The 11,645-nt window shown below is 69.7% G+C and carries 10 protein-coding genes and 1 riboswitch; of the genes, 4 read left to right on the top strand and 6 right to left on the bottom strand.

The features are described 5' to 3' along the window. Positions 1–23: 23 nt before the first annotated feature. Genes thiE through ACM6JT_RS15560 form a run of 4 tightly spaced genes read right to left on the bottom strand, consistent with a single transcriptional unit; the run spans position 24 to position 3,374 of the window. Positions 24–1,148, bottom strand: a complete 1,125-nt coding sequence (gene thiE / locus ACM6JT_RS15575) for a thiamine phosphate synthase (protein WP_414856798.1) — start codon at positions 1,146–1,148, stop codon at positions 24–26. Then, positions 1,145–1,960, bottom strand: a complete 816-nt coding sequence (locus ACM6JT_RS15570; RefSeq protein WP_243565135.1) for a thiazole synthase — start codon at positions 1,958–1,960, stop codon at positions 1,145–1,147. Before ACM6JT_RS15570 ends, thiE begins: the two co-directional genes overlap by 4 nt. Before the next feature lie 38 nt (positions 1,961–1,998). Continuing rightward, the gene (thiS, locus tag ACM6JT_RS15565) at positions 1,999–2,196 is read right to left on the bottom strand and encodes a sulfur carrier protein ThiS (RefSeq protein ID WP_027783340.1); all 198 of its coding nucleotides are present in this window, start codon (positions 2,194–2,196) and stop codon (positions 1,999–2,001) included. 32 nt (positions 2,197–2,228) lie between these two features. After that, on the bottom strand, positions 2,229–3,374 hold the full coding sequence (locus ACM6JT_RS15560; protein WP_414856797.1) for an FAD-dependent oxidoreductase: 1,146 nt from the start codon (positions 3,372–3,374) through the stop codon (positions 2,229–2,231). 233 nt (positions 3,375–3,607) lie between these two features. After that, a riboswitch (TPP riboswitch) is annotated at positions 3,608–3,730 on the bottom strand. Between the two features lie 270 nt (positions 3,731–4,000). Between ACM6JT_RS15560 and ACM6JT_RS15555 the strand changes: the two genes are divergently transcribed. The 4 genes from ACM6JT_RS15555 (at position 4,001) to ACM6JT_RS15540 (ending at position 9,253) form a co-directional block, all read left to right on the top strand. After that, positions 4,001–5,773 carry an ABC transporter ATP-binding protein/permease gene (locus ACM6JT_RS15555; protein WP_105391637.1) on the top strand — a complete coding sequence of 591 codons (1,773 nt, stop codon included), beginning with the start codon at positions 4,001–4,003 and terminating at the stop codon, positions 5,771–5,773. Beyond that, on the top strand, positions 5,770–6,546 hold the full coding sequence (locus ACM6JT_RS15550; RefSeq protein ID WP_034183637.1) for an SDR family NAD(P)-dependent oxidoreductase: 777 nt from the start codon (positions 5,770–5,772) through the stop codon (positions 6,544–6,546). Before ACM6JT_RS15555 ends, ACM6JT_RS15550 begins: the two co-directional genes overlap by 4 nt. A gap of 135 nt (positions 6,547–6,681) precedes the next feature. Continuing rightward, a complete protein-coding gene (locus ACM6JT_RS15545; RefSeq protein ID WP_034183636.1) occupies positions 6,682–7,944 on the top strand; it encodes an MFS transporter in 1,263 nt (420 codons plus the stop codon). 25 nt (positions 7,945–7,969) lie between these two features. Beyond that, positions 7,970–9,253 (top strand): D-amino acid dehydrogenase, encoded by a 1,284-nt coding sequence (locus tag ACM6JT_RS15540; protein ID WP_414856796.1) that lies wholly within the window; start codon positions 7,970–7,972, stop codon positions 9,251–9,253. Between the two features lie 78 nt (positions 9,254–9,331). Here ACM6JT_RS15540 and thpR read toward each other — a convergent pair whose 3' ends face one another. Both thpR and ACM6JT_RS15530 read right to left on the bottom strand, forming a co-directional pair. Further along, the gene (thpR, locus tag ACM6JT_RS15535) at positions 9,332–9,898 is read right to left on the bottom strand and encodes an RNA 2',3'-cyclic phosphodiesterase (RefSeq protein ID WP_414856795.1); all 567 of its coding nucleotides are present in this window, start codon (positions 9,896–9,898) and stop codon (positions 9,332–9,334) included. After that, positions 9,895–11,385 carry an alanine/glycine:cation symporter family protein gene (locus ACM6JT_RS15530; protein ID WP_414856794.1) on the bottom strand — a complete coding sequence of 497 codons (1,491 nt, stop codon included), beginning with the start codon at positions 11,383–11,385 and terminating at the stop codon, positions 9,895–9,897. Before ACM6JT_RS15530 ends, thpR begins: the two co-directional genes overlap by 4 nt. Positions 11,386–11,645: the final 260 nt, after the last annotated feature.

The raw sequence follows: 11,645 nt of genomic DNA, 5'->3' as shown, positions 1-11,645 counted from the left end.
TGACGCCGTTCCGGGCCCTGCGGTCAATGATTGTCAAATTGTCCGGGAAAACATTGCTGCAATGCAATAAGCGCTGTTCGATAGTCGGCTGCTCCCGTGACCGCACTGACCACCGCGACGCTGCCGACGCCCGTCGCCAGCACGCCCGGCAGCCTGTCGAGCCCCACTCCGCCGATCGCGACGAGCGGCGTCCGCGCGCCCGCGAAGCGCGCGTAGCGGGCAATCCGTGCGAGGCCCTGCGGCGGCGCGGCAACTGCCTTGGTCGCGGTCGCGTACACGGGGCCGAGCGCGAGATAGCTCGGGCGCTCGTGCAGCGCCCGCAATATTTCGTAATAACCATGGCTCGACAGCCCGAGCCGCAGGCCCGCGCGCGCGATCGCGGCCAGATCGGCCGTCTCGAGGTCTTCCTGACCCAGATGAACGCCGTACGCGCCTTCATCTGCAGCGATCTGCCAGTGATCGTTGATGAACACGCGCGCATCGGGATAACGACGCCCGGCCGCGGCCGCGCGCGCGATTTCCCGGCGCAGCGCGTCCGGCGCCGCGCCTTTCACGCGCAGTTGCACGGTCCGCACGCCGCAATCGAGCACACGTTCGACCCATTCGGCGTCCGGCACGACCGGATAGAGGCCGAGCTGCGCCGGGCATGGCGCGAACGCGGGCTCGGGCGCGGCCGGCAGCCCGGCGACGCGCGGGAACCGCGCGGCGTCGACCGGCCACGCGTCGGCCGCGCGCGTCTCGTCGCCGTCGCGCCACGCCAGCGCGAGCACCAGTGCGTCGACCGGCGCGAAGCCGCAATCGAGGAATGCGGCGAGCGCCGCGATCCAGTCGTCCGCGAGCGGATGCGCGGCGTCGAGCGCGTAGCGCGCGCCCGCCGCATGCAGCGCCGCGCCCTGCTCGTCGAATTCGATCGCGACCGCATCGGGCGACGCCGGCCGCGACGCGGCCGACGCGCGCGCCTGCGCGGTACGGTCGCCGGCCGACACGATCAGCACGTCGCCGTCGGCCGGCATGTCGGGCGCCGCCATGCAAAGCCGCCACGGTGCCGCAGTGCCCGGCCAGTCGCCGAGCCGTGCGCGAATCCGCTCGGCCGCTTCGGCCAGTTCATCGGCCGGCGGCCAGAATGTGTCGGCGAAACGCGCGCTCATGCGTCGCCCCCGTCCTGGTGCCAGAACGGCATCCCGACGACCGGCGTGCTCGCGTGCGCGGTTTCGCGTGCGTCCATCGGCCCGGCGAGATACGCGGCACGGCCGGCCTCGACGCCCTGCGCAAACGCGCGCGCCATGATCTCGGGGTGCGTGGCCTGCGACACGGCCGTGTTCAGCAGCACGCCGTCGAAACCCCACTCCATCACCTGGCACGCGTGCGACGGCACGCCGAGCCCCGCGTCGACGATCAGCGGCACGTCGGGCAACCGCTCGCGCAGCACGCGCAAGCCGTACGGGTTCACAACGCCCTTGCCCGTGCCGATCGGCGCGCCCCACGGCATCAGCGCCTCGCAGCCGACGTCGAGCAGGCGCCGGCCGATCACGAGATCCTCGGTGCAGTACGGCAGCACCTTGAAACCGTCCTTCACCAGTTGCGCGGCGGCCTCGATCAGCCCGACCGGGTCGGGCTGCAGCGTGTAGTCGTCGCCGATCAGCTCGAGCTTGATCCAGTCGGTGCCGAACACCTCGCGCGCCATGTGCGCGGTCGTCACGGCCTCGGCGACGGTCTGGCAGCCGGCCGTGTTCGGCAGCAGCGGCACCGCGTGGCGCTTGAGCAGGTCGAAGAAGCCGGCTTCGGCCGTGCCGCCCGTCATCTGGCGGCGCAGCGCGACCGTCACCATCCCCGGCCGCGACGCGGCGATCGAATCGGACAGCGACTGCAGCGACGGATAGCGCGACGTGCCGAGCAGCACGCGGCTCGCGAAGGTTTCGCCGTACAGCGTCAGCGCGTCGGCGGATGTGAGGGACGTCATGTCGTTTTCCTGGAAATGCGGGGACGAACCGGCGGCGCTCAGCCGCCCGCGACGGGGTGCACGACGTCGAGCTTGTCGCCCGCCGCGAGCGCGCGCGCCGCATGCTGCGTGCGCGCGACGAAGTTGCCGTTCAGCGCGACCGCGTACGGCGGACGCGCGCCGTACGCGGCGAGCGCGTCGGCCACCGTCGCGCCGTCGGGCAGCGTCAGGGTCTGTTGGTTGATCTGGATATCCATGAGGCTTGGTCGGATTCGGTCGGCGGCGCGCGTCAGGCCGGCTGGCGCGCGTCGTTGCGGTGATGAAGGAGCGTCGGCCAGCGCGCGGCAGCGCGCCACGCGGCAAACGCGTCGGCATCGCCGAACGCGCCGCCGAGTGCGGCTTCGGCGAACGCCGCCGCCGCGTGCGCGACTTCCGGCGCGATCATGAAGCCGTGCCGGTACAGGCCGTTGACGGCGAGCGTCGACGCGCCGTCCCAGATCACCGCCGGGCGATGATCGGGCAGCGTCGGCCGGCACTGCGCATTGAGTTCGAGGATGCGCGCCTCGCCGAACGCCGGATGCACGGAGAACGCCGCGCTCAGCAGTTCGAGCGCGGAGCGCACGCTGACGGGCGACATGTCCTCGCCCTCCACCTCGGTCGCGCCGATTACGTAGAGATCGTCCTGCTTCGGCGCGATATACAGCGGATAGCGCGGATGCAGCAGCCGCACGGGCCGGGTGAGCCCGATGCCGGGCGCATGCACGCGCGCGACTTCGCCGCGGATGCCGCGCAGCGCGGGCAGCGCGGATTTCGCGCCGAGCCCGCGGCAATCGATCGTGAAATGCGCGGCGGGCAGGTTCGCGTCGTCGATCGCGACGTGCCAGTGCAGCTCGACGCCGCGCTCGGCGAGGCCCGCCGCGAGCGCGCGCAGCGCCTGGCGGTTGTCGAGCTGGCCTTCGCGCGGCAGCAGCAGGCCGCGCGCGAAGCGACCCGCGAGCGCGGGCTCCGCCGCATCGACCTGTGCGCCCGCGAGCGTCACGAAGCCGCCGTCGAACAGGTCGGCCGGCGCGTTCGCGCGCACCCGCCGCTCGAACAGCGGCGCCTCCGCACGGTCCGCGTGATGCCAGACGACGAGCGTGCCGTGATGCTGGAAGAAGACGGGTTCGGGCAGCTCGGCGAGCCACTGCGGCCAGCGTGCGAGCGACGCGACGCCGAGCTCGGTGATCAGCAACTCCGCGCTCGCCGCTTCCGCGAGCGGCGCGAGCATCGCGGCCGCGATCCACGCGGCCGACTGCTCGCCGTCCGGGCCGCCGCGCTCGTAGAGCGCGACGCGATGCCCGTCGCCCGCGAGCCGCCATGCGATCAGGCGGCCGACGAGACCGCCGCCGAGCACCGCGAAATCGGGCCGTGCGGGCCGTGAATCCTGGACGTTCATCGCGCACGCTCCTCGCGAACCGCGCGGGCGCGCACGACGAACGTCGACGCACACGCGCCGCCCCGTGCGAACGCACGCGACATCGGGCCGGGAGCCATGCAAAAGACTGAAGATTGTGCGGTCATCATTCCTTCCGTAACGCGCAATGCGCGTACCCAAAGGACGAAACCGGCAGCAAAGGCCGGCCGGGCGGGACTCGGGCGCTGACCATGTGGGATGGCAGCCAGCGCGGCCCGGCGGGATCAGAAACTTCCCTCGCCGGTATTACCCGGATCGGGTGCGAAGGGTCTTTCTCAGCCTCGCCGCACCGCGCTGAACTTCCGCCGGCCGCATGCAAAGCACCCCTGTTTCGTCGTCGGCCATTAGACCATAAAAGCGGAAAGCGCCGCAAACTGTCCCCCTGCGGCAAATTCGCCGGCGCGCTGCGCCGCTCTGGCACAATGCCCGCAGGCCGGCCGCGCGAGCGGCCGGTTGCCGCGTCACCGCCGGCCCTTAAGCGCCGTTTAAGACGCGCGGGCGACCATCCGCAACGCCTGCCGTCAGTCGGCGCCTCGCCCCGGCATGCCGTATCGCGGCGCGCACCCGGCTTCGCCCGGCCCGCGCGCCGGCTACTCATCAGGAAGCACATGACCCAATCGATCGACCCCGTCCGCTCCGCCGCCTCCGACGCGCCGCAGGACGAGCGCCCGGTATCCGCATGGAGCCTCATCAAGCCCTACTGGGTATCGTCCGAATGGAAAGTCGCGTGGGGGCTGCTGGTCACGATCATCGCGATCAACCTCTGCGTGGTGTGGATCAACGTCCGGCTGAACAAGTGGAACGCCGAGTTCTACAACGCGCTGCAGTCGAAGGACGTCCACGACTTCCCGCACCTGCTGATGCAGTTCTCCGCACTCGCGTTCGCGTTCATCATCCTCGCGGTGTACGGCCGCTACCTGCGGCAGATGCTCGGCTTCCGCTGGCGCCAGTGGCTCACCGACCGTTTTCTCGGCCAGTGGCTCGGCGATCGCGCGTTCTACCGGATCGAACGCGACCGCCTCGCGGACAACCCCGACCAGCGGATCACCGACGATCTCCAGTCGTTCTCGACCACGACGCTCGCGCTGTCGCTCGACCTGCTGTCGACGGTCGTCACGCTCGTGTCGTTCATCACGATCCTGTGGTCGCTCGCCGGTGCGCTGACGTTCACGCTCGGCGCCACGCCGATCTCGATTCCCGGCTACATGGTGTGGGCGGCCGCGCTGTACGCGGTGGTCGGCTCGCTGATCATCCAGAAGGTCGGCCATCCGCTCGTGTCGATCAACTACCAGCAGCAGCGCGTCGAGGCCGATTTCCGCTTCGGGCTGATCCGCGTGCGCGAGAACGCCGAGCAGATCGCGTTCTACGACGGCGAGAAAACCGAGACCGGCAACGCGCAAAACCTCTTCATGCGCATCCGCGACAACTGGTGGCGCGTGATGAAGTACACGAAGCGCCTCACGTTCGTGCTGAGCTTCTACGGGCAGATCGCGATCATCTTCCCGCTCGTCGTCGCCGCGCCGCGGTACTTCGCGGGCGCGTTCTCGTTCGGCGTGCTGATGCAGATCTCGTCCGCGTTCGGCACCGTCAGCGATTCGTTCTCGTGGTTCATCAACAGCTACTCGACCCTCGTCGAATGGCGCGCCACCGTCAACCGTCTGCGCGAATTCAAGCGCGTGATGGGCACGTCGCACCTGAAGGAAAGCCTGTCGCCCGCGACCGAGCACGGCGGCATCAACCTGCACTACGTCGACGCGGCCAAGCTGTCGACGTCGTCGCTCAAGCTCGCGCTGCCGAACGGCAACGCGCTCGCGGACATCGGCAACGTGACGATCGAGCCGGGTTCGCGCTGGCTCGTGATCGGCAAGTCGGGTTCCGGCAAGAGCACGTTCATGCGCGCGCTCGCGGGCCTGTGGCCGTTCGGCGACGGCGCGATCGACGCGCCGGTGGGCGCGCGGATGATGTTCGTGCCGCAGACGAGCTATTTGCCGATCGGCACGTTGAAGGCCGCGCTCACCTACCCGGCGACACCCGACACGTTCAGCGACGACGCGTGCCGCGACGCGCTGCGCGCATGCCGCCTCGAGGATTACGTCGAGCGCCTCGACGAAACCGCGCACTGGACACGCGTGCTGTCGCCGGGCGAGCAGCAACGCCTTGCCGGCGCACGCGTGCTGCTGCACAAGCCCGACTTCCTGTTCCTCGACGAAGCGACCAGCGCGCTCGACGCCGACAACGAGGCACGCCTGTACCACCTGTTCGCCGAACGGCTGCCGAAAGCCGCGATCGTCAGCATCGCGCATCGCGAGTCGCTGGCCGCGTTCCACGTCGGCACGATCAACGTCGAGCGCGTAAACGCCGGCGACAAGGTGGCTGCGTGAGCGCACGCGCCGCGCACATCGTGCGGATCGTGCTGATCACCGGCGCAGGCTCGGGGATCGGCGCGGCGCTCGCGCGGCGGCTCGCGGCGCCCGGCATCGCGCTGGCGCTGCACGCGCGCGGCGCCGACGAGGCGGCACGGGCCCGGCTCGCCGAAGTCGAACGCGCCTGCACGGCGGCCGGCGCGCAATGCATCACGCTCACCGGCGATCTCGCCGAGCCGGGCGTCGCGGCCACGCTCGTCAACGCAACCGCCACGCGCTTCGGCGGGCTCGACCAGCTCGTCGCGAATGCGGGCTTCGCCGCGCGGCAGGCCTTTTCCGATCTTTCCGCGGACACGCTCGCGTCCGCCTTCGCGGCGATGCCCGGCGCGTTCTCCGCGCTCGCGGGCCGCGCGCGGCCGCTGCTCGAAGCGTCGGCCGCGCCGCGGATCGTCGCGCTCAGTTCGTTCGTCGCGCACCGCTACCGCGCCGATGCGCCGTTCGCGGCCACCGCCGCCGCGAAAGCCGCGCTCGAGTCGCTGGTGCGCACCGCGGCCGCCGAATTCGCCGCGCGCGGCATCACCGTCAACGCGGTCGCGCCCGGCTTCACGCGCAAGGACCACGGGCCGAGCGCCGGCAACGCCGCCGCGTGGGCGCAGGCCGAACAGGCGACACCGCTCGGCCGGATCGCCGAACCCGACGATGTCGCCGCATTGATCGCGTTCCTGCTGTCGGACGCGGCGCGGCAGATCACCGGCCAGGTCATCCACGTCGACGGCGGCCTGACGCTCTGAAGCGGCATCGCCCCCTCCTTCCCGTCTACCCGCTTTCCCGCACGAACCTGCATCGGCCTTTTTGGCCGGCCGCATCGCGACCGTAAAATAACCGCCACGCGGCAGCGCGATACGAGACGAGAGGGGGCGGCAAGCATGCAGGCATTCCAGTGGTTCAACGAATTGTCGTCGCGCGAGCGCAAGACGCTGTACGCCGGATTCGGCGGCTACGCGGTCGATGCGTTCGACTTCATGATCTACTCGTTCCTGATCCCGACGCTGATCGCCACGTGGGGAATGACGAAGAGCGAGGCCGGGATGATCGCGACGAGTTCGCTGATCTCGTCGGCAGTCGGCGGCTGGGCCGCCGGCATCCTCGCCGACCGCTACGGCCGCGTGCGCGTGCTGCAGTGGACGATCGCGACGTTCGCGCTGTTCACGTGCCTGTCCGGTTTCACGCATTCGTTCTGGCAGCTGCTCGCGACGCGCACGCTGCAGGGCTTCGGTTTCGGCGGCGAATGGTCGGTCGTGACGATCATGATGGCCGAGACGATCCGCTCGCCCGAGCATCGCGCGAAGGCCGTCGGCACCGTGCAAAGCAGCTGGTCGTTCGGCTGGGCCGCGGCCGCGATCCTGTACTGGGCGTTCTTCGCGCTGCTGCCCGAGCAGGTCGCGTGGCGCGCATGCTTCTGGATCGGCATCGTGCCCGCGCTGTGGATCCTGTACATCCGCCGCAACGTCAGCGATCCCGACATCTACACGGCCACGCGCCGCGCCCGCGACGAAGGCCGCGTGTCGGGCCACTTCCTCGAGATCTTCTCGCCGCCGCACCTGCGCGCGACGCTGTTCGGCAGCGCGCTGTGCACCGGGATGCTCGGTGGCTACTACGCGATCACGACGTGGCTGCCCACCTACCTGAAAACCGTCCGCCACCTGTCCGTGTTCAACACGAGCGGTTATCTCGTCGTGCTGATCGTCGGCTCGTTCGTCGGCTACGTGGTCGGTGCGATCCTGTCCGACCGGCTCGGCCGCCGCGCGTCGTTCATCCTGTTCGCGATCGGCTCGTTCTCGCTCGGCATGGCGTACACGATGCTGCCGATCACCGATACCGCGATGCTGCTGCTCGGCTTCCCGCTCGGCATCGTCGTGCAGGGGATCTTCGCGGGCGTCGGCGCGTATCTGTCGGAGCTGTATCCGGGTGCGATCCGCGGCTCGGGCCAGGGCTTCTGCTACAACCTCGGCCGCGGGCTCGGCTCGTTCTTCCCGATCCTCGTCGGCTCGCTTTCGCAATCGATGTCGCTCGTGAAGGCGATCGGCCTCGTCGCGGGCGGCGGCTACCTGCTCGTGATCGTCGCCGCGCTCGTGCTGCCGGAAACGCGCGGCAAGTCGCTCGTCGACGATCCGGCCGTCGCGTCGTGAGCGCCCTCTTCGTTCCGGAAACCGCATGCACGTGATCGTTCTCGGCGCCGGCGTGATCGGCGTCACCACCGCGTGGCACCTGCGCGAAGCTGGCTGCGACGTCACCGTGATCGAGCGCGAGGCCGACGTCGCACAGGCGACGAGCCTCGGCAACGCGGGCGTGATCGCGCCCGGCTACGTGACGCCGTGGGCCGCGCCGGGAATGCCCGGCAAGATCATCAAGTACCTGTTCAAGCCCGCTTCGCCGCTGATCTTCCGGCCGACGCTCGACGCCGCGCAGTGGCGCTGGATCGCGCGCTGGCTGCGCGAATGCGAGTTCGAGCGGTTCCGCGTGAACAAGCAGCGCATGCAGCGCATCGCGTATTACAGCCGCGCGTGCCTGCATGCGTTTCGCGACCGTTATCCGTTCGACTACGGCGCGAGTCGCGGCTACCTGCAACTGTTGCGCGGCGCATTCGACGTCGAGATGGTGCAGCCCGCGCTGAAGGTGCTGCGCGATGCCGGCATCGCGTTTCGCGAACTCGACGCGGCCGGCTGCACGGCGATCGAGCCGGGCCTGCGCTGGGCACGGCAGGCGCCCGTCTGCGGCATCTACCTGCCCGACGACGAAGCCGGCGACTGCGCACGCTTCACGCGCGAACTGCGCGCGCTGTGCGAAGCGAATGGCGTCACGTTCCGCTTTCGCACCGCGATCCGCGCGCTCGACGTCGCCGGCAACAGCGTGCGCGGCGTGAGGATCGATTCACTGGACGAAGGCGCCGCCGCACGAAGTGATGCCCCGCTCGCCGCCGACGCGATCGTCGTCGCGCTCGGCGTCGACAGCGCCGGCCTGCTGCGGCCGCACGGCATCGACGTGCCGCTGTATCCGGTGAAAGGCTACTCGGCGACGCTCGCGGTCGTCGACGATGAAAAGGCGCCGCACGCCGCGCTGATGGACGAATCGCTGAAGACGGCGATCACGCGCTTCGGCCCGACGCTGCGCGTCGCGGGCACCGCGGAGCTCGGCAACCGGCACGCGGCGCTGCGGCAGCAGGCGCTCGATACGCTGATGAAGGTGCTCGACGACTGGTTCCCGCACGCGGCCGATCGCGCATCGGCGCGTTTCTGGGTCGGCCGCCGGCCAATGACGCCCGACGGGCCGCCGCTGCTCGGCGCGAGCGGGATCGACGGGCTCTGGCTCAACGTCGGCCACGGCTCGACGGGCTGGGCGATGTCGATGGGTTCGGGCAAGGTGGTCGCGAATCTCGTCACCGGACGCGAGCCGGAGATCGACCTGTCGGGCCTGACGCTCGCGCGCTACGGCCGGTAGGCTCGGCGCCGGGCGACACCGTCGACGCGATGCGCTGGCGCGATACGCGCAGCCATCGCCATGCATCGCGAGCACCGCTCACCGCACCGCCCGGCCGTCCGCCCATGCGATCGGCGCCGATACGATCGGCCGATGCGACACACCCTCGTGCGACAGCCGGCTTTCGAACAGCGTCAGCGCTTCGATGCGCAGCACGACCGGCCGCCCGGGCGCGCCGCCGTGCGCGGGCTGTCCGACCGCGTCACGCGGCAGCCGCGCGAGCGTCACGTGCGGCCTGAACGGCCGCCGGTCGACCGGCACGCCGAGTTCAGCCAGCAGCGCCGCCAGCCCGGCATTCAGCGCGACGCAGGCCGGATCGGCCTCGAGTTCCGCGACGATCAGCCTCGCGCGCGGCAGGCTCGGCCACCACGCGATCCGCTCGACCGGCAGCAGCGGCAGCGCATGCGCGGCTGCGAGCGCGGGCAGGTGCGCGGCCAGCGCGTCGCACCGTTCCCGTTCGATCGCGCCGATGAACGCGAGCGTCAGGTGCAGTTGCGCGGGCAGCGTGCGCCGCGCACCGCGGGTGACCGGCAACGCGTGCAGTGCGTCGCGCGACACCGCATCGGGCATCAGCGCGACGAACGCACGGAGCCGGTCGCCGTTCATGACTCGCTCACCGCGGCACGCGGCGCGCTCGCCGCTTCGGCCGAAACCGGACGCTGCGGCAGCGGACCGTGCTCGCCCCACACGTCGGCCGGCAGCACGCGCGCGAGTTCCGGGATCGTGTTGCGCGTGAACACCGGATCGGCGATACCTGCCGCGCGCTGGCGGCGATAGTCGGCCCACGCGGCGTGCGCATACTTGCCGAGCGCGAGGATCGCGATCAGGTTGACGATCGCCATCAGCCCCATGCTCGTATCGGCCATCGCCCACACGAGCGGCAGTTGCCCGACGCTGCCGAACATCACCATCCCGAGCACCGCGACGCGAAACAGCGGCAGCACGCCGCGCCGCTTCGTGATGAATTCGACGTTGCCTTCCGCATACGCGTAGTTGCCGATCACCGACGAGAACGCGAGGAAGAAGATCGCGACGGCCATGTAGATGCCGCCCCAGTCGCCGACGTGGCTCGAGATCGCGCGCTGCGTGAGCGCCGCGCCTTCCATGCCGGTGCCGAGCTCGTACTGGCCCGACAGCAGGATCACGAACGCGGTCGCGCTGCAGATCACGATCGTGTCGACGAACACGCCGAGCATCTGGATCAGCCCCTGCGTGACGGGGTGCCGCGTGCTCGCGGTCGCGGCCGCGTTCGGCGCGCTGCCCATCCCTGCTTCGTTCGAGAACAGCCCGCGCTTCACGCCGATCGCGATCGCCTGGCTGACCGCATATCCCGTCAGGCCGCCCGCCGCCTGCTCGAGGCCGAATGCGCTCTTCACGATCAGCGCGATCACGTCCGGCACCAATGCGATGTGCGTCGCGACCGCGTAGACCGCGAGCCCGAGATAGCCGATCGCCATCAGCGGCACGATCACCTGCGCGACCGTCGCGATGCGGCGGATGCCGCCGAAGATGATCGGCGCGCTCAGCAGCACGAGACCGAGGCCGACCGTCTCGCGGCTCCAGCCGAATGACGTATGGAACGCATCGGCGATCGCATTGGCCTGCACCGCGTTGAACACGAAGCCGAACGCGAGGATCAGCGACAGCGAGAACAGCACGCCGAAGCCGCGCGAACGCAGGCCGGTCTGGATGTAGTAAGCGGGGCCGCCGCGATAGCTGCCGTCCGGGTGCGACACCTTGAAGATCTGCGCGAGCGTCGCCTCGACGAACGCGGACGACATCCCGACCAGCGCCGTCATCCACATCCAGAAGATCGCCCCCGGCCCGCCGACCGTCAGCGCGACCGCGACGCCGGCGATGTTGCCGGTGCCGACGCGGCTCGCGAGCCCGGTCGCGAACGCCTGGAACGACGAGATGCTGCCCGGCTCGCCCTTGCTGCCGACCAGTTTCATGCTGAGGAATAGCGCCTTCAGCTGGATCATCCGGAACCGCACCGTGAACCACACACCGGCACCGAGCAGCAGCGCAATCAGCACGTAGTTCCACAACACGCCGTTGACGGCGTCGATCAGCCCATGCACGAATGCTTCCATCCAGAGTCCTTGTAAATAGAGTCAGTCACATGCGACCACCGCGAACGCGGCCCGAGGGGCGACATGATATGACAGTTTTCAAGGATTATTACAAAACGAAAGGATATGAGATGTCGAAAAATCGCGGCTGGATGTCATCAGGTTAGACGACACTTCGCGAAATTGCGTGTTGTCGGCGCGACCATACAACCGAACTTGGCAGCAGGTTCGCTCACTCGGCTGGAAAATCCGGACGTCGAAATATCTTTCAGATGCCGCTC

It is taken from the genome of Burkholderia sp. IT-111MI5 (assembly GCF_949752865.1).
Lineage (GTDB): Bacteria > Pseudomonadota > Gammaproteobacteria > Burkholderiales > Burkholderiaceae > Burkholderia > Burkholderia pyrrocinia_C.
The sequence above is the reverse complement of the archived record's forward strand: the minus strand, read 5'-3'. Positions and strand labels throughout refer to the sequence as shown.